The sequence below is a fragment of the Acinetobacter sp. PK01 genome, from assembly GCF_022819285.1.
GTDB classification, from domain to species: Bacteria; Pseudomonadota; Gammaproteobacteria; order Pseudomonadales; family Moraxellaceae; genus Acinetobacter; species Acinetobacter tandoii.
Genome location: NZ_CP094643.1, coordinates 2325415 through 2349540, shown reverse-complemented (window position 1 = coordinate 2349540; position 24126 = coordinate 2325415). Strand labels below are relative to the sequence as shown.

23 protein-coding genes are annotated in these 24126 nt (G+C 40.2%); 10 read left to right on the top strand and 13 right to left on the bottom strand.

Translation table 11 applies throughout. The features are described 5' to 3' along the window. Positions 1 to 213 precede the first annotated feature (213 nt). Both MP622_RS11065 and MP622_RS11060 read left to right on the top strand, forming a co-directional pair. On the top strand, positions 214 to 1857 hold the full coding sequence (locus tag MP622_RS11065; RefSeq protein WP_243790984.1) for a nitrite/sulfite reductase: 1644 nt from the start codon (positions 214 to 216) through the stop codon (positions 1855 to 1857). Beyond that, positions 1850 to 2335: a DUF934 domain-containing protein gene (locus MP622_RS11060; protein ID WP_243790982.1), complete on the top strand. Its 486-nt coding sequence runs from the start codon at positions 1850 to 1852 to the stop codon at positions 2333 to 2335. The genes MP622_RS11065 and MP622_RS11060 overlap by 8 nt, the downstream gene beginning before the upstream one ends. A 67-nt stretch (positions 2336 to 2402) precedes the next feature. Here MP622_RS11060 and MP622_RS11055 read toward each other — a convergent pair whose 3' ends face one another. From MP622_RS11055 to MP622_RS11040, 4 genes are all read right to left on the bottom strand, one after another. Further along, a complete protein-coding gene (locus tag MP622_RS11055; RefSeq protein WP_016165380.1) occupies positions 2403 to 3020 on the bottom strand; it encodes a rhomboid family intramembrane serine protease in 618 nt (205 codons plus the stop codon). A 102-nt stretch (positions 3021 to 3122) separates the two neighbouring features. After that, the gene (locus MP622_RS11050) at positions 3123 to 3569 is read right to left on the bottom strand and encodes a VOC family protein (RefSeq protein ID WP_016165379.1); all 447 of its coding nucleotides are present in this window, start codon (positions 3567 to 3569) and stop codon (positions 3123 to 3125) included. Between the two features lie 142 nt (positions 3570 to 3711). Next, the gene (locus tag MP622_RS11045) at positions 3712 to 4887 is read right to left on the bottom strand and encodes a thiolase family protein (RefSeq protein ID WP_243790980.1); all 1176 of its coding nucleotides are present in this window, start codon (positions 4885 to 4887) and stop codon (positions 3712 to 3714) included. Positions 4888 to 4988: 101 nt separating this feature from the next. Further along, positions 4989 to 5507 (bottom strand): GspH/FimT family pseudopilin, encoded by a 519-nt coding sequence (locus tag MP622_RS11040; protein WP_016165377.1) that lies wholly within the window; start codon positions 5505 to 5507, stop codon positions 4989 to 4991. 377 nt (positions 5508 to 5884) lie between these two features. Here MP622_RS11040 and omp38 point away from each other — a divergent pair, with 377 nt between their 5' ends. Then, positions 5885 to 6901, top strand: coding sequence for an outer membrane protein Omp38 (gene omp38, locus MP622_RS11035; protein WP_044739262.1), 1017 nt, complete (start codon positions 5885 to 5887; stop codon positions 6899 to 6901). Positions 6902 to 7043: 142 nt separating this feature from the next. Here the strand turns inward: omp38 and MP622_RS11030 are convergent, their stop codons facing one another. After that, positions 7044 to 8162 carry a PilT/PilU family type 4a pilus ATPase gene (locus MP622_RS11030; RefSeq protein ID WP_044739263.1) on the bottom strand — a complete coding sequence of 373 codons (1119 nt, stop codon included), beginning with the start codon at positions 8160 to 8162 and terminating at the stop codon, positions 7044 to 7046. Positions 8163 to 8191: 29 nt separating this feature from the next. Then, positions 8192 to 9229: a type IV pilus twitching motility protein PilT gene (locus MP622_RS11025; protein ID WP_016165374.1), complete on the bottom strand. Its 1038-nt coding sequence runs from the start codon at positions 9227 to 9229 to the stop codon at positions 8192 to 8194. Positions 9230 to 9352: 123 nt separating this feature from the next. Between MP622_RS11025 and MP622_RS11020 the strand changes: the two genes are divergently transcribed. Beyond that, the gene (locus MP622_RS11020) at positions 9353 to 10039 is read left to right on the top strand and encodes a YggS family pyridoxal phosphate-dependent enzyme (RefSeq protein WP_016165373.1); all 687 of its coding nucleotides are present in this window, start codon (positions 9353 to 9355) and stop codon (positions 10037 to 10039) included. 392 nt (positions 10040 to 10431) lie between these two features. On the opposite strand, the gene MP622_RS11015 is transcribed toward MP622_RS11020, so the two are convergent. From MP622_RS11015 to MP622_RS11005, 3 genes are all read right to left on the bottom strand, one after another. Next, entirely contained in the window at positions 10432 to 11895 is a 1464-nt protein-coding gene (locus tag MP622_RS11015; protein ID WP_243790978.1) for an amino acid permease, read from the bottom strand. A 9-nt stretch (positions 11896 to 11904) separates the two neighbouring features. Further along, entirely contained in the window at positions 11905 to 12930 is a 1026-nt protein-coding gene (locus tag MP622_RS11010; protein ID WP_016165371.1) for a class I SAM-dependent methyltransferase, read from the bottom strand. Positions 12931 to 12997: 67 nt separating this feature from the next. Further along, positions 12998 to 14368, bottom strand: a complete 1371-nt coding sequence (locus MP622_RS11005) for a uracil-xanthine permease family protein (RefSeq protein WP_044739266.1) — start codon at positions 14366 to 14368, stop codon at positions 12998 to 13000. A 172-nt stretch (positions 14369 to 14540) separates the two neighbouring features. On the opposite strand from MP622_RS11005, the gene typA reads away from it, so the two are divergent. The 3 genes from typA (at position 14541) to MP622_RS10990 (ending at position 17457) form a co-directional block, all read left to right on the top strand. Further along, positions 14541 to 16376, top strand: coding sequence for a translational GTPase TypA (gene typA / locus MP622_RS11000; protein ID WP_016165369.1), 1836 nt, complete (start codon positions 14541 to 14543; stop codon positions 16374 to 16376). A 182-nt stretch (positions 16377 to 16558) separates the two neighbouring features. Further along, positions 16559 to 16993: a large conductance mechanosensitive channel protein MscL gene (gene mscL / locus MP622_RS10995; protein ID WP_243790976.1), complete on the top strand. Its 435-nt coding sequence runs from the start codon at positions 16559 to 16561 to the stop codon at positions 16991 to 16993. 134 nt (positions 16994 to 17127) lie between these two features. After that, positions 17128 to 17457: a gamma-glutamylcyclotransferase family protein gene (locus MP622_RS10990; protein ID WP_243790974.1), complete on the top strand. Its 330-nt coding sequence runs from the start codon at positions 17128 to 17130 to the stop codon at positions 17455 to 17457. A 57-nt stretch (positions 17458 to 17514) separates the two neighbouring features. Here the strand turns inward: MP622_RS10990 and MP622_RS10985 are convergent, their stop codons facing one another. Both MP622_RS10985 and mutM read right to left on the bottom strand, forming a co-directional pair. Next, the gene (locus tag MP622_RS10985; RefSeq protein ID WP_044739267.1) at positions 17515 to 17799 is read right to left on the bottom strand and encodes a peptidylprolyl isomerase; all 285 of its coding nucleotides are present in this window, start codon (positions 17797 to 17799) and stop codon (positions 17515 to 17517) included. After that, a complete protein-coding gene (gene mutM, locus MP622_RS10980) occupies positions 17796 to 18647 on the bottom strand; it encodes a bifunctional DNA-formamidopyrimidine glycosylase/DNA-(apurinic or apyrimidinic site) lyase (protein WP_243790972.1) in 852 nt (283 codons plus the stop codon). The genes MP622_RS10985 and mutM overlap by 4 nt, the downstream gene beginning before the upstream one ends. Before the next feature lie 192 nt (positions 18648 to 18839). Here mutM and MP622_RS10975 point away from each other — a divergent pair, with 192 nt between their 5' ends. Together MP622_RS10975 and MP622_RS10970 are read left to right on the top strand one after the other, a co-directional pair. Beyond that, positions 18840 to 19949 carry an NADH:flavin oxidoreductase/NADH oxidase gene (locus tag MP622_RS10975; RefSeq protein ID WP_243790970.1) on the top strand — a complete coding sequence of 370 codons (1110 nt, stop codon included), beginning with the start codon at positions 18840 to 18842 and terminating at the stop codon, positions 19947 to 19949. Between the two features lie 114 nt (positions 19950 to 20063). Continuing rightward, complete coding sequence (locus MP622_RS10970) at positions 20064 to 20990, top strand: AEC family transporter (RefSeq protein WP_243790969.1); 927 nt, start codon at positions 20064 to 20066, stop codon at positions 20988 to 20990. Positions 20991 to 21067: 77 nt separating this feature from the next. Here the strand turns inward: MP622_RS10970 and MP622_RS10965 are convergent, their stop codons facing one another. Both MP622_RS10965 and MP622_RS10960 read right to left on the bottom strand, forming a co-directional pair. Then, complete coding sequence (locus MP622_RS10965; RefSeq protein WP_243790967.1) at positions 21068 to 21886, bottom strand: tetratricopeptide repeat protein; 819 nt, start codon at positions 21884 to 21886, stop codon at positions 21068 to 21070. A 250-nt stretch (positions 21887 to 22136) separates the two neighbouring features. Beyond that, the gene (locus MP622_RS10960) at positions 22137 to 22331 is read right to left on the bottom strand and encodes a hypothetical protein (protein ID WP_044739272.1); all 195 of its coding nucleotides are present in this window, start codon (positions 22329 to 22331) and stop codon (positions 22137 to 22139) included. A gap of 468 nt (positions 22332 to 22799) precedes the next feature. Here MP622_RS10960 and sbmA point away from each other — a divergent pair, with 468 nt between their 5' ends. Continuing rightward, positions 22800 to 23993 (top strand): peptide antibiotic transporter SbmA, encoded by a 1194-nt coding sequence (sbmA, locus tag MP622_RS10955; RefSeq protein ID WP_243790965.1) that lies wholly within the window; start codon positions 22800 to 22802, stop codon positions 23991 to 23993. Positions 23994 to 24126: the final 133 nt, after the last annotated feature.

Sequence of the window (24126 nt, the reverse complement as noted above, 5' to 3'; positions counted from 1 at the left end):
TATTTAGAGCGTTAGCAATAAATAAGATATAGATAGAAGAACAAAGTCCAAAACAGCTAAAAAAGTGCTTAAGCCTTATAGATTCGATCTTTTAGAAAAACAAAAAAGGCTTATCAATAAAACCGCTATTAAATATGTAAAAAACGCGTTTTGTTGATAGTTTAAATGTCGTTATGCTGTGAGCCGTTATAATGAAACTACTAGCTGTACGCCATGTATTTATATACTGATTTTGATCAGCAACTGATCAATGAACGTGTTGCACAGTTCCGTGACCAAACGGAACGTTATTTAGCGGGTAAACTCACTGAAGATGAATACCGTCCGCTACGTCTCCAAAATGGTTTATACGTACAACGCTATGCGCCGATGTTACGTATTGCCGTTCCTTATGGTTTGATGAGCTCTACGCAGTTACGCAAGGTTGCGGAATTGGCGAAAGAATATGACCGTGGTTATGCACACGTGTCAACACGTCAAAACATTCAGTTTAACTGGCCTGCACTTGAAAATGTGCCTGACATGCTTGCCGAATTGGCAACTGTGCAGATGCATGCAATTCAAACTTCAGGTAACTGTATTCGTAACACCACAACTGACCAATACGCAGGTGTAGTTGCGGGTGAAGTTGCAGACCCACGTCCAACGTGTGAATTGATTCGTCAATGGTCAACCTTCCACCCTGAATTTGCCTTCTTACCACGTAAGTTCAAAATTGCAGTGTCTGCTTTAGCAGAAGTGGATCGTGCTGCGACTTCATTCCACGATATCGGTGTATATATCGTGAAAAATGAGGCAGGCGAGATCGGTTATAAAATCAAAGTGGGTGGCGGTCTAGGTCGTACACCAATCATTGGTTCAATCATCAAAGAATGGTTGCCTCGTGAAGATTTGATTGCTTATCTTGAAGCGGTACTGCGTGTCTATAATCTACATGGTCGCCGTGACAACAAATACAAAGCCCGTATCAAAATTTTAGTCAAAGCATTAACGCCAGAAGTGTTTGCAGAAAAAGTGGAAGCAGAATTTGCTCACACAGTCCAAACATTAAAAGTAGATGCTGAAACTTTAGCGAAACTTGATGAAGAGTTTACTCCATTTGCATATCAGCAATTGGCAGATGAAGACTTTACAGCATTATTTGCTGAACATCCTAAGTTCAAACAATGGTTTAACATTAATACCAATGCTCATAAAGTGTCGGGCTATCGTATTGTCACCATTTCGCTAAAACGTGCGGGTATTGCACCAGGTGATGTGACCACTGAAGAAATGAATTTGATTGCAGACCTTGCAGACAAATATACGTTCGGTGAATTACGTACCACGCATGAACAAAATATTTCGTTGGTCGATGTACCGCAAAAAGATTTGTTTGAATTGTGGCAAACCCTTGAACAACACGACTTGGCGCGTGCGCATATCGGCTTTATTACCGATATTATTTGCTGCCCAGGCGGAGACTTCTGTTCATTGGCAAATGCGAAATCAATTCCAATTTCTGAAGCAATTTCACGTCGTTTTGATGACCTAGATACCGTTTACAATCTGGGTCATATCGACTTGAACATTTCAGGTTGTATGAATGCTTGTGGTCATCACCATGTGGGTAATATTGGTATTTTAGGTGTCGATAAAAAAGGCGCTGAATTCTATCAAATTACCTTAGGCGGTAATGCAGACCATGATGCTTCAATTGGTGACATCTTAGGACCATCATTTGCAGCAGAAGTTGTACCTGACATTATTGAAGAAATTTTGAATACTTATCTTGATTTACGTCAAGAAGGTGAAGAGTTCATCGAAACTTACCGCCGTGTTGGCATTCAACCATTTAAGGAGCGTGCTTATGCTTAATACCGCACTTCAAGTGCTCTCTAAAGATGGCACAGTCGCAGATAATAGTTACCAATTGATTGGTGAAGATGCTGTATTACCACAAGGTGATGTAGTGTTGACTGTTGATCAGTTGGATCAACTTGCCAATATTACGGGTAAAAAAGCATTATTGATTACAGTGGATGCTTCTCCTGAAGTGAATGAATTTCCTTTAGATCAGTTAGATGCAATCTTTATTGATTTTGCGGGTTTCAACGATGGTCGCGGTTATTCATTTGCTGCACTGTTGCGTCGTCAAGGTTTTCAAGGCGAATTACGTGCGACAGGTGATGTGTTTAAGGATGTCCTAAACTATATGAAGCGTTCTGGTTTCGATACTTTTGTGATTAAAGAAGGTAAAGATATTCAAGAAGCTGCGGCAGGTTTAGCTGACTTCACCCATTCATACCAAGCTTCTACAGCAGTTGCTCAAGCAAGTTATCAAACTGGAGCTTAATTTTTTTAAGCAAATATAAAAAGCTGGACTTAGGTCCAGCTTTTTATATTTGGATTGTTGATTATATTTAAAATAATGGCGTATCAATAAACTTATAAAAGAAAGCTGCACCGAGGGATGGTGCAAGCAGGAGTGGAAATAGGAAGCCATAGACAGCACCTGCAATATGAGCTCGGTGGTCAATCAACGGAGAATGCCCTGAATGAATTGCATGCATGCTGTAGCACAGATAAATTGTTCCGAAGATAATGGCAGGAATTGGGATAAAATAGATATAAATCATTCCCCAAGGATCAAATAGAATTGCACTGAAAAGTACCGCATTAACTGCACCTGATGCACCCAAACTACGGTAAGAATTTAAACTTCGATTGTGAAGATAGCTTGGGATGGCTGCCACAATAACCGCACTACAATAGAACAAGACAAAACCCAGACCATTTAAATAGTCACGAAAAAACCATTCAATACTTCTCCCAAAGAAATAAAGTGTGAACATATTAAAGAAAAGATGCACACCATCATTATGGATAAAGCCATGGGTTAGGAATCGATCATATTGACCGTGCTTAATTGCTGAAATATTAAAAATCAAACGATTCATGATATTCCGATGCTGCCAAGCTGCAATAGAAGTCAAAATCGTGATGAAAATAATAAGAATAGTATGTGTAAGACCCGTCATTATCTTGTTATAAAGTTTGTTGAAAAATATGCGATGCACTATAACCTAAATGATTACTTATCAATAGGCTATATTGCATTCTAGTAAAATAATTAAAGAAAATTACTCATCTACTAACTGACAATTGACCATCCATTTCACGCCAAACTGATCGGTAAATGCCGCATAGAGTGCACCCCAAAAGGTCTTTTCCAAGGGCATTTCAATTTGCCCATTTTGTGAGAGCGCTTCATACAAACGTTGTGCTTCAGCTTGTTCGTGCTTCTCCAAATTAATTGAAATATAGTGATTGGTGCCTTTGATAAAAGGACTATTCGCTGCACAAAACTGTTCCGTGGTATCGGAGGCCATCAGAATTGTAAATTCATTAATTGGTAAGGAAACATGCAGAATATAATTTTTTTCTGCATCGCTGAGCTGAGATTTTCCATCAGAGGGCATTTCACCATAACGTTTTAGCATGGCAAACTCACCACCGAACACAGATTTATAAAAATTAAAAGCAGCTTCGGCTTCACCTTGGAAATTGAGATAATGGTTGAATTGCATTATTGTAGGTTCCATTTTTTATTTTGAGTGTCTTAATTTAACAGTCTTGCTCAAAAAGAATAAGGAAAAAATGTAAGCATAAAAAATCCCCCGTTAAGGAGGATTTTTTACTTAAGCATAGCGAATAGTAGAGTATTGAAACTTATAAAAGTTCAATCGCGACAGCCGTTGCTTCACCGCCACCGATACATAAAGCTGCAATCCCTTTCTTACCGCCAGTACGTTTTAAGGCGTGGATGAGCGTTAAAATAATCCGCGAGCCAGTTGAGCCTACTGGATGTCCAAGAGCACAAGCACCACCATTAATATTCACTTTTGCAGGATCAAGTTTAAAGTCGTCCATTGGACACATGGTCACCATTGCAAATGCTTCATTGATTTCCCAAAGGTCAACGTCTTGTGCATCCCAACCAGTTTTCTTTAACACTTTCTCGATAGCACCAACAGGGGCGATTGTGAACTCAGAAGGGTGTTGAGAGTTTGATGCATAAGCAACAATTTTCGCTAATGGTGTTAAGCCCTTGTTTGCTGCATTGTCGGCTGAAGTTAAAACCAGTGCTGATGCGCCATCAGAGATTGAACTTGCATTTGCAGCAGTAATCGTACCGTCTTTTGCAAATGCTGGACGCAATGTAGGAATTTTGTCGATATTGGCATTAAATGGTTGCTCATCTTTATCGATCACAACATCACCTTTACGCGTTGAAACTGTGACAGGAACAATTTCATCAGCAAAGTAACCTTCGTTGACCGCAGTTTGTGCACGTTGTAATGAACGAATAGCAAATTCATCCATTTGCTCACGGGTATAGCCACGGCTATTGGCCATATCTTGTGCAAATGAACCCATTAAACGACCAGTTTCAGCATCTTCTAATCCATCAAGAAACATGTGATCTTTAACTTCGCCATGACCCATGCGGTAACCTGCACGTGCTTTGGTCAAAATATAAGGTGCATTGGTCATCGATTCCATGCCACCTGCAACCACGATTTCAGCAGAACCCGCTTTAATCATATCGGCAGCTTGCATGACCGCTTTCATGCCAGAACCACATAATTTATTGATCGTAACGGCACTTGTTGAATCTGGTAAACCCGCTTGACGCATCGCTTGGCGTGCAGGACCTTGTTTCAAACCAGCAGGTAAAACACAGCCCATAATGACTTCTTCTACATCGGTCGGTTGTAAGCCAGCACGAGCAATTGCTTCCTTGATGGTTGTTGCACCAAGCTCTGGCGCTGTTAGACCAGATAAACTTCCTTGAAAACTGCCCATTGCAGTACGTGCGCCATTTACAATTACGATATCAGTCATTGATATATCTCCGAACGAGTATAATTGGTTATTGTTCAATCCTATGCAGTATATTGAAAACAGCAAATTAGATGTTGTTTTTGCAGTTGACTCATCGGTTTTCAACAATTGCTGAGGTCAATGCTACGTGAATTGCCCATTTTATTCAGGATAATTTTCATATGTTTTACCGTTGATGAGCAGTAATAGAAACTACCATTTGAGCCAATCGGGAGACCGTGTTCAGCCATAAAATTCAGACTAGGAAAGTGCAAGGTGCCACGCCAGTTTAATGTGCCGTAGGATAAGTCAGTACGTTCTTGTGAAACTAAAATCTCATTTAAATCTAATTGTCTATTTTGATTCGAATCGAGGAATAAGATAAAGCCTTGTTCCCACATCTCTTCTTTACAGCTCTGCATATTTTCTGATGAGCACATAACAACATTGGTGTGATGTATAGCAGCATGCTGTTTTGCGAGTTGTATATTAGCTATAAGTTGCCTAAAAATTGTTCTGCGTTCTTGATTTGCTTTCATTTCGTGGTAATAAGGTAGGGCAAGCGTAACAAGTATTGACAAAACTAATATTGTAATAGCAAGTTCTGTTAATGTATAAGCCATATGTTTATTGATGTGCATATAAAATAACCTAAGTGTCTGTATTTTTTAAGTTAATAATGAATATTAATGTCTTGTTTTTTATTCATTTTATAATGAAAAATGTGTTTCTCAGCGAATAAGAAAATGCTATAGTGAAGCGCAAGTAGCAACAAAGCTATTCTTAAAAAGAAAGAGATCATAAATTTACTGAACTACAACTGAAATTGTAAGTAATTTTGTCAATAATTTACTTGATTAAAATTATCAAACACTTGGACAAACGAATTAAGTGTTTGTATTATTCAAGGTGAGTAGCTTAAAAATAAAACTGGGGTATTTAAAAAAGCCTATCTCAGGATAGCTAAAATTTTAGGCTTAGCTTGAACAACAATTGTTTATCTCTGGAGGATAAATCCATGAAAATGAGTCGTATTGCTTTAGCGATGCTCGTAGCTGCACCTTTGGCTGCTGCTAATGCAGGTGTAACTATTACTCCATTAATGCTTGGTTATACTTGGCAGGATTCTGAGCACAATAATGACAAACTAACTAGCCATGCAGAATTACAAGACGATATGTTCGTTGGTGCTGCATTGGGTGTTGAATTAACTCCATGGTTAGGCTTTGAAGCTGAATATAACCAAGTTAAGGGTGACCTTGACGGTACTGGCGTACAGGGTGCTGAATACAAACAACGCACTGTAGCTGGTAACTTCTATGCTACTTCTGATTTGTTCACTAAAAACTATGACAGCAAAATCAAGCCATACGTACTTTTAGGTGCTGGTCAGACTAAAACTGATTTTGATGGCATTTACGAAGACAAAGAAGACACAATTGGTAATGCTGGTCTAGGTGCTTTCTGGCGCTTAAACGATGCATTGTCTCTTCGTACTGAAGCTCGTGGTACTTATGACTTTGATGAAAAGTTCTGGAACTACACAGCTTTAGCTGGTCTTAACGTTGTTCTTGGTGGTCACTTGAAACCTGCTGCACCAGTAGTAGAAGTTGAGCCAGTAGCTCCAGTTGAACCAGTTCCTGAGCAATTGACTGAAGACCTTAACATGGAACTTCGTGTGTTCTTTGATACGAACAAATCAAACATCAAAGATCAATACAAGCCAGAAATTGCTAAAGTTGCTGAGAAGTTAGTTGAATATCCAAATGCTACTGCTCGCATCGAAGGCCATACAGATAACACTGGTCCACGTGCATTGAACGAACGTTTATCTTTAGCTCGTGCTAACTCTGTTAAATCTGCTCTTGTAAATGAATACAATGTAGATGCATCTCGTTTGTCTACTCAAGGTTTCGCTTGGGATCAACCGATTGCTGACAACAAAACTAAAGAAGGTCGTGCTATGAACCGTCGTGTATTCGCGACAATCACTGGTAGCCGTACTGTTACAGTACAACCTGGTCAAGCTCAATAATTAATTATTGATTTTGATTTGAAAAAGCAGCCGTAAGGCTGCTTTTTCTTTGCTGTTAAAATATGAAAAAAGGTGAGATATTTAGTTTATATAAAAAACGAGCCTATTGGCCCGTTTCCTTAAATCTAGTTTTTACGTCTATTTACTGACCATCAAAAGTAATATGCGAGCTTGCATTCAATAAACGATCAGCACCTTCCTCAGAGAGTTTGATTTGTAGGCGTAAATCATTTGGTGAATCGGCATGTTTCAGCGCATCTTTATAAGTGATCTGCTTGGCTTTATATAAATCGTAAAGTGCTTGGTCAAAGGTTTGCATACCGAGTTCACGCGAACGCTTCATTAAATCTTTAATTTCGTGAATATCGCCTTTCCGGATTAAGTCGGAAATTAATGGTGAATTAATCAAAATCTCAATTGCAGCACGGCGTGAATTACCATCAATCGTTGGAATAAGTTGCTGAGCGACCATGGCTTTCAAATTTAAGGACAAGTCCATGAATAATTGTCCATGACGGTCTGCTTCAAAGAAGTGAATGATACGATCAATCGCTTGGTTGGCATTGTTAGCATGTAGCGTTGCAAAAACCAAATGGCCTGTTTCTGCGAAAGCAATTGCGTAATCCATGGTCTCGCGTGAACGAATCTCACCAATCAGAATAACATCGGGTGCTTGACGTAAGGTATTTTTCAACGCAATTTCAAAGGAGTCGGTATCGATGCCTACTTCACGTTGAGTGATAATACAGCCTGCATGTTCGTGAATAAATTCGATCGGATCTTCAATGGTAATGATATGACCTTTAGAATTTTGATTACGATATCCAATAATTGAGGCCAAGGAAGTAGATTTACCAGTACCTGTTGCACCCACAAAAATAATGATGCCACGTTTGGTCATGGCTAAGTCTTTCAACACTGGAGGAAGCTTGAGTTCATCCATGGTTGGAATTTTAGTTTCAATGCGACGTAGAACCATGCCAGGTTGGTCACGTTGTTGAAATGCACTGACACGGAAACGTGCTGTTTTTTCACGATTCATAATCGCAAAGTTACATTCACGTGTATCTGCAAATTCTTTACGTTGTTTATCACTCATAATTGAATTTAAGAGTTGACCAACAATTTCACCTGTTAACTTGGTTTTCGCAACAGGAACAATTTGACCATTAATTTTCATAGATGGTTCAACTTCAGCTGTGACAAAAAGGTCAGATGCTTTTTGTTGAATCATGAGATTGAGTAAGTCGTTAAAGTCCATAACCTTATCCTAATTCCGTTTTGATATTCTTATAAGAATGATTCTGGTTGTTTAGCAACAGTACGTGCTGTTTGTGGACTAATGATGCCTTTAGATACGAGCGTTTTAAGGCTTTGGTCTAAGGTAGACATACCATAGTTAGCACCAGTTTGGATGGCAGAGTACATTTGTGCAACTTTGTTCTCACGAATTAAGTTACGAATTGCTGGGATACCAATCATGATTTCATGCGCAGCGACACGACCACCGCCATTTTTCTTTAAGAGTGTTTGTGAAATAACGGCCTGTAAAGATTCAGACAGCATGGCACGAACCATATCTTTTTCTTCAGCAGGGAATACGTCAATCACACGGTCAATGGTTTTTGCCGCAGAGGTCGTATGTAGTGTACCGAAAACCAAGTGACCCGTTTCCGCCGCAGTTAAGGCAAGGCGAATAGTTTCAAGGTCACGCATCTCACCAACCAAAATAATGTCAGGGTCTTCACGCAGTGCAGAACGTAATGCTTCATTAAAACCATGCGTGTCACGATGTACTTCACGTTGGTTAATTAGACATTTTTTCGATTGGTGTACAAATTCGATTGGATCTTCGACCGTTAAAATATGGTCATAACGTCGATCGTTAATATAATCTAGCATCGCGGCTAAGGTGGTGGATTTACCAGAACCAGTTGGTCCTGTAACTAATACGATGCCACGTGGGTAGTCACAAATTTCTTTAAAAATATTGCCTAGACCAAGGTCATCCATGGTGAGAACTTTGGATGGAATGGTACGGAATACGGCACCAGCACCGCGGTTTTGATTAAATGCGTTTACACGGAAACGGGCAACGCCAGGTACTTCAAAAGAGAAGTCAGTTTCCAATTGTTCTTCATAATCACGACGTTGCTTATCATTCATAATGTCGTACACTAACTTGTGCACTTCTTTATGTTCTAAAGCTGGTAAGTTAATACGACGTACTTCGCCATCAACGCGAATCATTGGTGGCATACCCGCAGATAAGTGTAAGTCAGACGCCCCGTTTTTTGCAGAAAAAGCCAATAATTCTGTAATGTCCATGAATTCCCCGAGATCATATAAGTCTTAATTATTTTGATAGAATAATAAGGCTTTCCTGCCACTTAACCAACAGTTAGAGTTGCTTGAACGTAAAAAAAGATGAATGAAATGAGAATATCGTCAATGAATAGTTTGAAAGAGTCGCGAAATCAGGTTTTAGAGCAAATTGAGGCTGCGTGTCAACGTGCAGGACGTGAGTCTAAAACTGTGCAATTGCTTGCGGTATCAAAAACTCATCCAAGTGAAGCATTGCGTGAGATGTATGCTACAGGGCAGCATAAATTTGGTGAAAACTACTTACAAGAAGCACTTGAAAAGATTGAAGCTTTGGCGGATCTAGAAATTGAGTGGCATTTTATTGGACATGTGCAACGGAATAAGACCAAACTTTTGGCTGAAAAATTTTCTTGGGTACATGGGGTTGATCGCTTAATTATTGCAGAGCGCCTATCGACCCAACGTTTAGATTCACAGCGCCCCTTGAATATTTGCTTACAAGTCAATATTGATGGACAGGACAGTAAAGATGGTTGTCAGCCAGAAGAAGCCGCTGAGTTAGTTCAACGAATTAGCCAGCTTCCACATTTAAGACTACGTGGCATTATGGTGATTCCTGCACCAAATAATGTAGCTGCGTTATTGGATGCTCAAAAGTTGTTTAAGGTAGTTAAAGCATTACATGCACATCCTGAAGATTGGGATACTTTAAGCATGGGGATGTCAGGGGATTTAGAGGAAGCGATTGCAGCAGGTTCTACGATGGTACGGATTGGAACAGCATTGTTTGGTGCGAGAGATTACTCAAAATAAAGTAAAAAATATCTGCTTTGTAGGTTTTGGCTGACAGTATTTGATCCTTTTGTCTTCTAGGTGACTGCTTGGATTATTTATATCATGGACTCATCAGGAACAGGATGTTTCATTAGAATAATAATAACAGTGTAGAACGGATGCAAAGGGTATGACAGGAGTTGTACCACAGCAAGATCAAAAAAAGCCCCGACAGGATGTCGGGGCTTTTTTAGTCTGTACGATTCCATTTCATATAATGGGATGGTCAGAGTGAAACGTTAAGAAATTCATCAATTTTCTTTGTTGATATGCGGGTTGGAGCGTTCTTTGTATTTTAGTTTGAGTTAATTGAATGTCGAATATTCAAAGAATAAAAAAACAGCCCGAAGGCTGTTTTTTTAATATAAAAATTATTCTCGGTCTGGATTCATTGGGTTCACATCCATTTCTTTGTAGGAGATCAACTTGGTTTTGTATTTCCATTTATAACCAAGCCAAATTACCAAGAATAAGAAAATACCGATATAGGTTGATAAAACAGATAACCACTCACCCGCCAGTACCGCTTGGTAATTCTGACCTAGGACAACAATTGAACATAGGATAAAGGCAAACCATGGTGCAAAAGGGAAGAATTTTGCACGATAAGCTAAATCTTCAATTTTATGTCCTTGTGCGATATACCCTTTACGGAAACGATAGTGTGAAACAGCAATGCCCAGCCAAACGATAAAACCACACATCCCTGACATGTTGAGTAACCAGTTGAATACTTGTTCTTCACCAATAAAAGTGGTTAAGAAGCACAGTGCAGCAATTACTGTTGTTGCATAAAGTGCATTCATTGGTACGCCACGCGGATCAAGTTTACCAAACAGCTTGGGTGCGCTGCCGTTCTGTGCCATGTTAAACAGCATACGGGTTGAGGTATACATGCCTGAGTTCCCTGCTGAAAGAATTGCAGTCAAAATCACGGCATTCATTGCACTCGCAGCAAAGGCAAAACCTGCTTTTTCGTAGAGTAAGGTGAAAGGGGATAACGCAATATTTTCAGACGAAGCCGCCTGTAAAAGCAAAGGATCATCGTATGAAATTAGGGTGCCGATGATGAAAATACACACGATATAAAATAACAAGATACGCCAGAAAATTTGTTTAATGGCAATAGGAATAGTCTTTTGAGGGTCTTTGGATTCTCCTGCAGCAACTCCGACCATTTCCGTTCCCTGAAAAGAGAATCCCGCAATCATGGCGACCCCAATGAGTGCAGATAGGCCACCAACAAAAGGTGCTTCACCCTTGGTCCAGTTTGCAAATGTTGAGACGCCTGAAGTCATCATGATTTTTACAATTGTGAAGATACCAATAATGATGAACACAATAATCGCAAGGACTTTAACCAATGAGAAGAAGAACTCGCTTTCACCAAAGCCTTTCACTGTAAGTGCATTAATCCCAAACACAACGGCTAGGAATAGCGCACTCCAGTAAAATCCAGGAATATCTGGAAACCAGAATTTCATGATGAATTGGACGGCAACCAATTCAAATGCAACCGTAATTGCCCAGTTGTACCAATAGTTCCAACCAAGGGCAAAACCAAAACCACCTTCAACATATTTAGTGCCATAGGTAAAAAAAGCACCTGAAGTTGGGTTATGAGTTGCGAGTTCGCCTAGGCTGGTCATAAGAAAGTAAATCATCACGCCAATTAAGCAATAGGCGAGCAATGCACCGCCAGGACCTGCATTTGCAATGGTCGCACCTGAGGCAAGGAATAAACCTGTACCAATAGAACCACCAATGGCGATCATATTCAGATGACGAGCTCCAAGCTTACGCTTGAGTTGAGCTGGTTGAGTCGTTTCGCTCATCGTTGTTCCTTAAGATTTCTTTTGCGTGCTTGCAAACAGCACTTTAAAGCCTTGTTGATCGGCTTTGGTTGTACATTGACCAAAACTTTGCTCAATAAGTAATGGATAATTTAAAAAGCGATTGGCAACAATCCACAATTCACCATCTGATTTCAGATGACGGCGAGATGTTTTGCATAAATTTTCGCTGGCATTGTAATCTGTATGAATGCCTTGATGGAATGGGGGATTACTGACGATTGCGTGTAAAAACAGAGGGGCATCTTCAATGCCTCGTACTGCTTTAATCTCAAGTTGTTCTGGTAAAAGATTATTTTTTTCAAAAGTCATTTTTGTGGATGCAAGTGCAAAGGCATCGACGTCTAAAGCAAAAATGCGATTTTTCGGATTTAACTTGGCTAAATAAGCACTGATAACGCCCGCACCACAACCAAAATCTGCAATTTTGCCCGACGTTACTTCTGATAGATATGGGAGTAAAACGGCTGTACCGACATCTAAACGGTTCTGGCTGAATACGCCTGGTAACGCGCTAATCTGTAACTCACCTTTCGGTGTTTGCACAGTGTAGTGTTGTGCCCAGTCAGCTAAAGGTTTTGCGGTTACAGTCTTTTCAGTGACCAGTTGCCACATTTGGCAATGTCGGGCGCTGTCTAATTTTAGGCTTTTACCAAAAGGTTGTAGCTGTTTCGCGGCACGTTCCACTCCGCCTTTTTTTTCACCCACTAAAAAGATAGAAGAGCCTACCGCCATACGACTGACCAGTTGGTGTAGCACATAGTTAAGTAGTTCTTTTGATTTTGGAACAAAAACAATCGCTTGTTCAAAGCTGACCTCTGGCAAATCTGTGCCAAAATGTACAGGGCTTTGTTGAGCCTCAAAATATTGTAATTCGTTAAAATTCCACGTCCAAAAATGCGGTTTAACAGTTCCTGTGAGTTCTGAATTTAATTCATCACAAGGCGCATTGACCAACAGAATTGAACCAGAAAGAAACGCTTGCTGGCGAAGAACAACTTCACTTCGTGGATCCATCTTATTTACTCCATAGTAAAAACGATGCCCAGACAATGCTGGGCAAGGTGCATACAGAAATGAAAACTTATTTCTTCGTTTCAGGAAGCACAATATTTAAAATCAGTGCGGCAATACCACCTGTCGCAACACCCGAACTAAAAATGTTACGGAATAATTCTGGCAGATGTTCCAGAATTTGAGGCACTTGTGCAACACCTAAACCCAATGCGAGAGAAATCGCAATAATCAGCAGGGCACGGCGGTCAAGATGCACGCCTGACAGAATGTTAATTCCTGATGCGGCAACAGCACCAAACATGACCATGACAGCACCACCTAATACCGCTTGCGGAACAGCTTGAATCACACCTGCAACCGCAGGAAGTAAACCCAAAATGACCAACAGCGCTGCAATCCAGATACCCACGTAACGACTAGCCACCCCAGTGAGTTGAATCACACCATTATTTTGTGCAAACACCGAGCTAGGGAATGTGTTGAAAATCCCAGCGAGGAATGAGTTTGCACCATTCACCAATACGCCACCTTTGATACGTTCCATCCATGTTGCACCATCGACAGGTTGGTTGGAAAGTTTAGAGGTCGCGGTAATGTCACCAATAGCTTCTAAAGAGGTGACCAGATAAATAAACGCCATTGGAATAAATAGACTCCAAGAGAAGTCAATTCCAAAATGCATTGGCGTTGGCACTTGAATTAAAGGAGCATCTTTCAAACCTGAAAAATCAAGATGTCCCATAAAGCCTGCAAGGACATATCCCACAACCAATGCAATCAAGATCGCCGAACTTTTCACCCATGTAATACGAATACGGTTCAATAAGATAATTAAACCCAATACTGTACACGACATAATTAAATTGTCAGCGTTGGCAAAAGTATTGTTCGACATGGCTTGATAGCCACCCCCCATGCTAATTAAGCCTTCCTTAATTAAGGTCAAACCAATTAACAGCACCACAATGCCTGTGACCAACGGGGTAATTAACATTTTTACCCAAGGTAAAATGCGTGACACACCCATCTCAATGAATGAACCTGCAATCACCACGCCAAAAATGGCTGCCATAACAGACTCTACAGGGGTGCCTGCTGCCACCATGGCAGAGCCAATCCCGATGATTGGACCAATAAAGTTAAAACTTGTACCCTGAACAATCAGTAAACCTGCCCCAAAAGGACCGACTTTTTTACATTGTAAGAAGGTCGCAATCCCAGAAATGACCAAAGACATGGATAAAATCATGTTGGTATCTTCTTTGGATACACCTAAAGCCAAGCAAATGAGTAAGCCTGGTGTAACAATCGGAACAATAATGGCAAGTAAGTGCTGAAATGCAGCGAGGAAGGCAATGATCGGCTTTGGACGGTCATTTAAACCATAGACCAAATCAAGCTGGTCTTGCGAATGGGGAGATTGATTCTGATGAGACATAAGCCAAAAGCTGTGGGCCAAGATGGCGCTATTCTAATCGAGTTACACGGCTTTACAAAACAAAATGCCGACCGCTTGTGAAAAAAAAATGAGCTTGTCAATAAACTGTCACTACTAAAATCTATTATTTTTCTGTATAATTTGCCCTCAAGTTTTAGGCTTATCGAATTCTATGTCAGATATCAAGAATCTCCGCAATATCGCAATTATTGCCCACGTCGACCACGGTAAAACCACACTTGTCGATAAATTACTTCAACAATCAGGTGCCCTCGGTGATCGCGCAGGTGAGATTGAGCGTGTCATGGACTCGAATGCACTAGAAAGTGAACGTGGTATTACCATTTTGGCAAAAAACACTGCCATCACTTGGTTAGACAAGCGTACTGATACAACTTACCGCATCAACATCGTCGACACCCCAGGACACGCAGACTTCGGTGGTGAAGTTGAACGTGTAATGTCGATGGTTGACTGTGTATTGTTATTGGTTGACTCTCAAGAAGGTCCAATGCCACAAACTCGCTTTGTAACTCAAAAAGCGTTTGCTCGTGGTTTGAAACCAATCGTAATTATCAACAAAGTTGACAAACCAAGCGCACGTTGTGACTGGGTAATCGACCAAGTATTTGACTTGTTCGACAACTTGGGTGCAACAGACGAACAGTTAGACTTCCCGATCGTTTATGCTTCAGGCTTACGTGGTGTTGCTGGTCCTTCTCCAGAAGAATTGGCTGAAGACATGACTCCGTTGTTTGAAACTGTAGTTGACATTGTTGAACCACCAGCAGTAGATGTTGATGGTCCATTCCAAATGCAGATTTCATCACTTGACTATAACAGCTTCGTAGGTGTTATCGGTGTTGGTCGTATTCAACGTGGTTCTGTAAAATTGAATACACCTGTGACTGTAATTGACAAAGAAGGCAATACACGTAACGGTCGTATCTTAAAAATTATGGGTTACCATGGTTTAGAGCGTGTAGATGTTGAATCAGCATCTGCGGGCGACATCGTATGTATTACAGGTATTGATGCATTGAACATTTCTGACACAATTTGTGATCCGAAAAATGTAGAAGCATTACCTGCATTGTCTGTAGATGAACCTACAGTATCGATGACCTTCCAAGTAAACAACTCACCGTTTGCTGGTAAAGAAGGTAAATTCGTAACTTCACGTAATATCCGTGAACGTTTAGACCGCGAATTAATTCATAACGTAGCACTTCGTGTTGAAGACACTGACAGTCCAGACCGTTTCAAAGTATCTGGCCGTGGTGAACTTCACCTTTCAGTTTTAATTGAAAACATGCGTCGTGAAGGCTTCGAAATGGGCGTATCTCGTCCACAAGTAATCATCAAAGAAATTGATGGTGAAAGACAAGAGCCTTACGAAAACGTAACGTTTGACGTTGAAGAGCAGCATCAAGGTGCTGTAATGGAACAAATGGGTCACCGTAAAGGCGAAATGACCAATATGGAAGTTGACGGTAAAGGCCGTATCCGTATTGAAGCAACTGTACCTTCACGTGGTCTAATCGGTTTCCGTTCTGAATTCTTGACCATGACTTCTGGTACAGGGATCATGACTTCAAGCTTCTCGCATTATGGCCCTGTTAAACAAGGTACTGTTGCGAAACGTCAAAACGGTGTATTGATCTCTATGGTTCAAGGTACTTGCTTGGGCTATGCATTGTTCAGTTTACAAGACCGTGGTCGTTTATTCGCTAAACCACAGTTAGAAGTTTACGAAGGTATGATCGTAGGGATTAACTCTCGTTCAGACGACATGGTAGTTAACCCAACTAAGGCGAAACAGTTAACTAACGTACGTGCTTCTGGTACTGATGATGCGTTGACTTTAACCCCTGCAATTGAATATACGCTTGAACAAGCGCTTGAATTCATTGAAGATGATGAATTAGTTGAAGTAACACCTAAGTCAATTCGTATCCGTAAGCGTTACTTGACTGAAAACGAACGTAAGCGTAACCGTGATAAATAATTGATTTTCATGTAATGCTTCTTAAAAACCGCTAATTCCGATTAGCGGTTTTTTTGTATAAGTTATTCTACAAGGCGTTGTAGATAATTTACAAAACCAAGTAAATTAGATAGAAATATATAGATTTCAATAATGTATACTGCATCACATAAATTAAAGTCAAAAAAGAACTGGAGATTCCAATGAGTATTATTCAAGAATTCCGCGAATTTGCGGTGAAAGGTAACATGATTGATTTGGCTGTCGGTGTAATCATCGGTGGGGCATTTGGCAAGATTGTTGATTCATTAGTAAAAGACATCATCATGCCCTTGATTACTGTAATCACAGGTGGCGGTGTAGATTTCACGCAAAAATTCTTTGTGTTGGGTGATAATCCGAATAACCTACAGTCCTTAGATGAATTAACTAAAGCAGGCGTGAATGTTTTAACTTATGGTAACTTCCTCACTATTTTAATTAACTTCATCATTTTGGCGTGGGTAGTATTTTTAATGGTGAAAATGATTAACCGTATGCGTCGTAAACAAGAAGAAGTTGCACTAGAACCAGCGGCAACTCCAGAAGATATCCAATTGTTACGTGAAATCCGTGATGAGTTAAAAAATAAATCTTAATTGATTTAGACTTCCTAGACGGCACTTTAAAGTGCCGTTTTTTATGTCATGGTTTGCGTATGAAAGGGCTAGTTTTTGTCCATTTTTCCGATTAAGATGCGCGCTGATTTTTTATATTGAAAGATGAAGATCCGATGAATCGCTTATTTGTCTATGGAACCTTACGTCCAAATCAGGAAAATTCGCATATTTTAGAAGGCATTGGTGGCACATGGCAGAAAGGCTATGTAAATGGCGTAGTACACATTTTGGATTGGGGACCTGATAAAGGTTTACCTGCTATTGTACTGGACCAAGCGGCTCCCAAAGTGGAAGGTTATTTTTTTAGTACTGAAAAATTGACTGAGCATTGGTCTTCTTTAGATGAATTTGAAGGGATGCAATATCAACGGGTCACGGTTCAAGTTGAATTAGAGTCGGGCGAACGAACAGATGCTTGGATATATGAGATGAAAGCGGCTTAAACCGCTATCAAAAGGGCAGTGCCTAAAATCATATAGGCGCTGCTTTATGGGGTTATTTTAGAATGCCATACGGAATTTGATTTCAACCAAATGAAAGCCAAATTGGCTTTTCACTGGACCATGCAAAACATGTTCAGCCGCAGTAAAGACCAGTTTGTCTATTACGGGTACCAATTGCCCTTTTTTCACTTCACCGAGCTCGCCGCCACGCTTAGCTGAATTACAGGTCGAGTATTGTTTGGCAATTTTGGCAAAATCGGCACCATCTAAAATCTTCTTTTTTAACTGCTCAGCTAACTCTTTATCTTTGACCAGGATATGTCGAACAATAGCTGTTTTCACTTGATTTTACCTCGCTTAATTGCTGTTGTTTTAGATACCTGTTTCAAGGGTTGGCATTGAGGGCAAAAGACACTAGCACGTTGTCCCAATTTTAAATTTTCCAATGTTGTTTCACAGTTCACACACATTTCACCCGCACGCCCATAAGCGAGTAAGGTTTGTTGAAAGTATCCATTTTCCCCCATCGCATTACTATAATCTCTTAGCGTTGATCCACCCAGTTGAATGGCGTGCTGTAAGATTCTTTTGGTTTCCTCTACCAACTTTTCAATCTGACTCATCGATAAACTTGAGGCCATTTGTGCAGGATGTATACCTAAATTGAATAAGCTTTCAGTTGCATAAATATTGCCTACACCAACCACCACATGATTATCCATCAGTGCAATTTTTATGCCGACCTGTTTATTTTTCAGTTTTTGGCTTAAATATGCTGCATTAAATGCTTCGCTGAGAGGTTCAGGCCCTAAAGGTGCGAGCAGTTTTGCTTCAGTTTCTGCATCCCACCAAAGAATACAACCAAAGCGGCGCGGGTCATGATAGCGTAATTGAATGTCATCAAATTGAAGAATTAAATGATCGTGTTTGCGTTTTTCTTCATGAGCTTCGCATAGGCGAAAACTGCCAGACATACCTAAATGCCAAAGCATACGATCTTGTTCAAATTCTGCCAAAATATACTTAGAGCGACGCGTGAGTTTGAGTAGTTTCTGTCCTTGTAAGCGGTGCAAATCATCAGGTATTGGCCAGCGTAAACGTGGCTCAAAGACTGTGACAGATTGAACACTTTGTCCAATCAACGGGAGCAAGCTGGTTTTGGTGGTTTCTACTTCAGGTAATTCAGGCATAGGCTTCAAAATGATAGTTCTTAGACAACAAGGCTAATATCGGGCTGAATAGAAGGGAATGCAAGTCTTTTCAAAATCAGATCGCTTTCTTGTGGGGCTGGACGTCAAACAATAGATAAAAAGAGTATTTGCAGCCACGTCATAATCTGTATAACGTGATAAGTCACGGAAATTAGAATGATGAGGCCTTGTATGTCCCGCTTATTTCAGTCGATCCAATATGGTTCACTCTCTGTAAAAAATCGCATTGTGATTGCACCAATGTGTCAATATTCAGCCAATGATCAAGGTGTACTGAGTTATTGGCATGAGCAACAATGGGGCAACTATGCCTTATCTGGTGCGGGCTTATGTATTATTGAAGCAACAGCAGTGCAGCCTGAAGGGCGAATCAGTTTTGCAGATTTAGGCTTGTGGAATGATGCTCAGCGCGATCAAATGCAGCAGCTATTGAAAAAAGTGCGTTCAATCTCTCCCATGCCTTTCGCGATTCAATTGGCACATGCGGGTCGTAAGGCATCTACGGATAAGCCTTGGCTGGGTAGAGGACAAATTACACCAGAAGAAAAACATGGTTGGCAAACCGTTTCTGCCAGTGAGTTAGCATTTAATCCTAAAGATATTCCACCCCATGCCTTATCAGTTGCTGAACTTAAACAAGTGCAACAAGATTTTGCCCAAGCTGCAATTCGTGCCGTGGATGCAGGATTTGATTTAATCGAGTTACATGCTGCGCATGGTTATCTGTTGCATCAATTTATGTCACCACTGGCGAACCAACGTCAGGATGAATATGGGGGTGAATTTGAGAACCGTATTCGTATGACTTTGGAAACATTCCAAGCCGTGTTCGCTGCTGTTCCTGAAGGTTATCCAATTGGTGTGCGTCTTTCGGCTCAAGACTGGTTTGATGGGGGCTGGACGGTTGAAGAGTCGGTTGAATTGTCTAAACGTCTACAGCAATTGGGTGCTGCATATATTCATGTTTCCAGTGGTGGTTTACACGTGGAGCAGGCAATTCAGATAGGGGCAAATTATCAAGTGCCGTTTGCACATGCGGTAAAACAAGCGGTCGATATTCCTGTGATCGCCGTAGGGCTTATTACCGAGGCCCAACAAGCAGAACAGGTGTTGCAACATGAGCAAGCCGATGCTATCGGCTTAGCACGTGCGATGTTGTACGACCCGCGTTGGCCTTGGCATGCCGCAGCAGAATTGGGAGAAACTCTGGAAATTGCACCGCAATATCTGCGTTGTCAGCCACATGGTGTGAAGCAATTATTTAAGCCATTTTCCGAGTAAATTGCACTTTGATGGGATATTGAAGAAAACACGGTTAGTGATCAGACCATGATCATTACGTGAGTAAGCACAACGAGGAGCTATTTTGAAAAAGCATTGCCATGGAGCGCACTTGTGGTTTTAAGTATTATTTTACCGATTATCTTGTTGGTATTGCTTGGGTTCATCTGTGTGAAAGGTGGTTTAATTCTGTCTGAACAGATTAAAGCGCTGAGTGCTTTCGTCATTAAGATCGCATTGCCTGCATTTTTATTGTATGCCTTAGCCAGTCGTAACCTATCTGAAATCTGGCATCCTAGCTATTTTATCGCTTATGGCGGTGGTTCATTACTGCTCTTCGTTTGTGCTTTTGTTTTATATGGGCATTATTTCCAACATCGCTTAACTGCTTCGGCAGTCATGGCGATGGGAGCATCGATGTCGAATACTGGTTTTATCGGTACCGCAATTTTGACCATGTTGATTGGTCAACATGCTGCAATCTATATTTCTCTGACTTTGATTATTGAAAATCTACTGATTGTCGCTTTGGTATTAATGATTGCTGAGGTGGGATTACAGCAGCAGGGGAGTTTTAAACAGGTTGCGATACCCACTTTAATTAATCTGCTGAAAAACCCAGTCATTTTAGCCATTATTTTGGGCATGGGCTGTGTGCTATTGAATCTAAAATTACCCGCTGCTATCGATCAGATTTTAGCGATGCTAGGGAAGACGGCATCACCACTGGCGCTATTTGTGATTGGTGGGAGTTTGGTGGGGATAGGTCTAAAAGCCATTGATATACAGAGCCTTGTTTTGGTTTTTTTTAAAATCATCCTCATGCCATTGACCATTTTTCTCCTATTTTCTATACTGCCGAATGTCAGTCAGGAAATGTTGTATGCAGGAACTTTATTGGCTGCATTACCGATGCCCATCGCATTTGGCATATTTGGACAGACTTATGGACTAAATGAAAAAGCACTTACGCCTTTAATGCTCAGTACAATTTTAGGGTTTGGAGTTGTGAGTAGTTTGATTGCATTTTGGTGGGGATAAGTTTCAATCTTTCGACCAAAAAGAATGCCCATCTTTTTAGATGGGCATTTTCTATATCAGCAAGTGATCGGGATAAATTAGCTTTTTTTCGCGGCTTTAGTTGAAGATGCAGTTGATGCTTTCGCCTGTTCAGCCATCATTTTCTCAACCACAGCTAATGATTCTTGAGCTTGTGGTACATTTTCTTTCGCAAGCGCCGTGAAGATTTTTTTCGCTTCAGGCAAGTTTTGCGGCACGATATTACCATTGGTAAACATGTTGCCTACCGCCATCAATGCAGGAATATAGCCTTTTTGCGCCAAGGTTTGAATACTGGCTAGACCTTGCTTGATTGGAGCTTCATCTTTGTTCTTGAAACCAGTGCTAATGTCATACAAGGCTTTCGCATGAATGGCTTGGAAATTTCCTTTTTTAACTAAAGGATCAAGCTTTTGTAATGCCAGTTTGTCTGAGGCAGGATTGTTTTCTGCAAAAAGTAAAACGGCTAGGTCGACTGTTGCATCGCTAAAACCCTTAGCAGAGGCTTTTTCAAAATATTGTTTGGCTTTTGATGTATCTTGTTTTAAACCCAAAGAACCTGCTAAATAATTTTTACCCAATACATAGTCTGCAACGGGATAACCTTTACTGGCCGATTGTTCATAAAGCCGAATAGCTTTCTTTTCATCTTTGGTTGTCCCTTGTCCAACTTGGGTTAAATAGCCTAAATTGTAGAGGGCTTGAGGATTGCCTGCTTTGCCGAGTTTTTCTAATGCTTGATAGGCACCTGTCATATTGTTGGCTTTGACCATGGCTTCAACTTCAGCAAAAGCTGGATCGACTGTCGCAGGTTTGCTTTCGGCAAATGCGAATTGTGTGGACATCGCGATTAAGCTAGCAAGAATTATTTTTTTCATCTTTCAAAAACCTTATGGGGCATTCACACAATTCCATCTGTGTGTGGGGTAGAGAAACAAATACATAATAAGTTGAATTGATCGAATGTAAATATAGCAATTGTGTTTTGCTGAAAATTATTGTTATCGATTTAGGGATATTTATCCATGCTTTAATTTGCTTAATTCAAGCTTGTAGAAATCATTACTCCATATATCTGATATGGAGCTTTACATCAGGAAGGAAAATTCATCAAACTTAAAAGAAATCTTATAGTTTACGCCAAATGATATCTTCATCATTTAAATCTACAGTAAAACTAAATTTGGCGTCATCACTCACCAATAAAGAGTTCGGTGTTTTTAATAAGACTTTAAGAATCGTACCTTCTTCAAAGACTTTTGCCGTGTGGTTTTCTTTTTCTAGGGTAATCGGTTTAATGAGTTCGATTACAAATGATTCCATATTATTCTCCTCATGAATTTAGTTAATTTTATGGCACCAGAGTAGCATTATTCCTTTTCGACATAGATTGCTCTGCATCTGAAATACAAAATATTCGATGGAATAACAATAAGAAAATGTTATTGATCTTGATAAAAATCAAAAGTCTACTCCATGCCTGTCTGATTTTTCTGTAAAAACCAGCATAAAAGCAATATAGGGTGGCTTATCCACTGAGAATAGAATAATTATGTAAAAGAATCTGGGAGCATAGTCAGAATTCTTATACTTCAGTGCGAATGTAATAAACGTGAAAAATTATAAGATAGATTTAATAGATAAGCACAGTAAATGAGAATTGTTTTCGTAAACAAGTGCTTATCATCTAAAAAGGTACAAATATCTGTAAAAGTTCGTACCATAAATTACAAAATTAGGATTAGTATTCCAAGGATATTCATTCAAACAACTCAAGGATTTTCGGGTTCAATGTTTAAATCATTTTTTCCAAATCCCAAATGGTTTTTTATTTCGGTGTTGATCTGGTCTGTGCTTAATATGACTTTATGGTACACGGGTGGAAATACATGGGGAAGTGCCATTGGATGGCCACAGGGATATACAAATGCAGAGTTACCTGTAGGCGTGAGTCGTTTTTGGTCACCTTCATTTTTATGGTTTTATGTCTGGTTCTTTATCTCAACTGCATTCTTTGCTTTGTTCTGGAAGTTTTTTTCCGACAATAAGTGGCAACGTTGGTCGATTTGGGGCTCTGCTTTCATTTTGTTTAACATCTGGTTTGGCGTACAGGTCAGTGTTGCAATCAACGCTTGGTATGGCCCATTTTGGGACTTAATCCAAAATATGTTGGGCAAAGGTGGCAATATTAAAGACCTATATATGGGCACCTTAACCTTTCTCTACATTGCGATGGTTGCAGTAACGTTTGCTGTGATTAATGCTTTCTTTACCAGTCACTATGTATTCCGTTGGCGTACAGCAATGAACGAATACTATACGGAACGTTGGGAAAAACTGCGCCAAGTTGAAGGTGCTTCGCAGCGTGTGCAGGAAGACACCATGCGTTTTGCCACCATTATGGAAGATTTGGGGGTAGAGCTGATTAAAGCCATTATGATTTTGGTCGCTTTCTTGCCTATTTTATTTGATCTGTCCAAACATGTGCCTGTATTACCGATAGTGGGAGAAGTGCAACATTCATTGGTCTGGGCATCTATTATTTGGGCGATTTTTGGTACCGTATTATTGATGGTAGTGGGGAATAAGCTGCCAGGTTTGGAATTTAATAATCAGAAAGTGGAAGCTGCATATCGTAAAGAATTGGTCTATGGAGAAGATCATGCAGATCGTGCGCAGCCTGCAACCTTAGCCGAACTTTTTAGTCGTGTGCGCAAAAACTATTTCCGTCTGTATTTTCATTATGCCTATTTCAACTTGGTGGCAACGTGGTACCGACAACTTGATATTTTATATAGCTTAGTGGTGCTATTCCCATCTATTGCAGCGGGGAAAATGACCTTAGGTTTGGTCAATCAGATTGGGAATGTTTTTGATAAAGTTCGTGAATCTTTCCAATATTTAATTATGTCTTGGAAAACCATTATTGAACTGTTGTCCATTTACAAACGTTTGAAAGCCTTTGAATCGATTTTAGATGAATAATCGAACTGTTTATCGAATGAAAAACCTGCATTTTTGCAGGTTTTTTTCACTTGGAAAGTAATGCCATTTTGTTCAAATATCTGAAAAGCGTTAAACTAAAAATAATGATGACAATAAATAACAGTGCCTTCCT

Bases quoted from the DNA above. Each gene is read 5' to 3' on its own strand.
- MP622_RS11015 (WP_243790978.1), bottom strand. From the start codon at position 11,895: ATGAGCGAAACGACTCAACCAGCTCAACTCAAGCGTAAGCTTGGAGCT.
- MP622_RS11050 (WP_016165379.1), bottom strand. From the start codon at position 3,569: ATGCAATTCAACCATTATCTCAATTTCCAAGGTGAAGCCGAAGCTGCT.
- MP622_RS10960 (WP_044739272.1), bottom strand. From the start codon at position 22,331: ATGGAATCATTTGTAATCGAACTCATTAAACCGATTACCCTAGAAAAA.
- MP622_RS11060 (WP_243790982.1), top strand. From the start codon at position 1,850: ATGCTTAATACCGCACTTCAAGTGCTCTCTAAAGATGGCACAGTCGCA.
- MP622_RS10990 (WP_243790974.1), top strand. From the start codon at position 17,128: ATGAATCGCTTATTTGTCTATGGAACCTTACGTCCAAATCAGGAAAAT.
- MP622_RS11045 (WP_243790980.1), bottom strand. From the start codon at position 4,887: ATGACTGATATCGTAATTGTAAATGGCGCACGTACTGCAATGGGCAGT.
- MP622_RS10965 (WP_243790967.1), bottom strand. From the start codon at position 21,886: ATGAAAAAAATAATTCTTGCTAGCTTAATCGCGATGTCCACACAATTC.
- MP622_RS11005 (WP_044739266.1), bottom strand. From the start codon at position 14,368: ATGTCTCATCAGAATCAATCTCCCCATTCGCAAGACCAGCTTGATTTG.
- typA (WP_016165369.1), top strand. From the start codon at position 14,541: ATGTCAGATATCAAGAATCTCCGCAATATCGCAATTATTGCCCACGTC.
- MP622_RS11020 (WP_016165373.1), top strand. From the start codon at position 9,353: ATGAATAGTTTGAAAGAGTCGCGAAATCAGGTTTTAGAGCAAATTGAG.
- MP622_RS11065 (WP_243790984.1), top strand. From the start codon at position 214: ATGTATTTATATACTGATTTTGATCAGCAACTGATCAATGAACGTGTT.
- MP622_RS11040 (WP_016165377.1), bottom strand. From the start codon at position 5,507: ATGCACATCAATAAACATATGGCTTATACATTAACAGAACTTGCTATT.
- sbmA (WP_243790965.1), top strand. From the start codon at position 22,800: ATGTTTAAATCATTTTTTCCAAATCCCAAATGGTTTTTTATTTCGGTG.
- mscL (WP_243790976.1), top strand. From the start codon at position 16,559: ATGAGTATTATTCAAGAATTCCGCGAATTTGCGGTGAAAGGTAACATG.
- MP622_RS11025 (WP_016165374.1), bottom strand. From the start codon at position 9,229: ATGGACATTACAGAATTATTGGCTTTTTCTGCAAAAAACGGGGCGTCT.
- MP622_RS10975 (WP_243790970.1), top strand. From the start codon at position 18,840: ATGTCCCGCTTATTTCAGTCGATCCAATATGGTTCACTCTCTGTAAAA.
- MP622_RS11055 (WP_016165380.1), bottom strand. From the start codon at position 3,020: ATGACGGGTCTTACACATACTATTCTTATTATTTTCATCACGATTTTG.
- MP622_RS11030 (WP_044739263.1), bottom strand. From the start codon at position 8,162: ATGGACTTTAACGACTTACTCAATCTCATGATTCAACAAAAAGCATCT.
- omp38 (WP_044739262.1), top strand. From the start codon at position 5,885: ATGAAAATGAGTCGTATTGCTTTAGCGATGCTCGTAGCTGCACCTTTG.
- MP622_RS11010 (WP_016165371.1), bottom strand. From the start codon at position 12,930: ATGGATCCACGAAGTGAAGTTGTTCTTCGCCAGCAAGCGTTTCTTTCT.
- mutM (WP_243790972.1), bottom strand. From the start codon at position 18,647: ATGCCTGAATTACCTGAAGTAGAAACCACCAAAACCAGCTTGCTCCCG.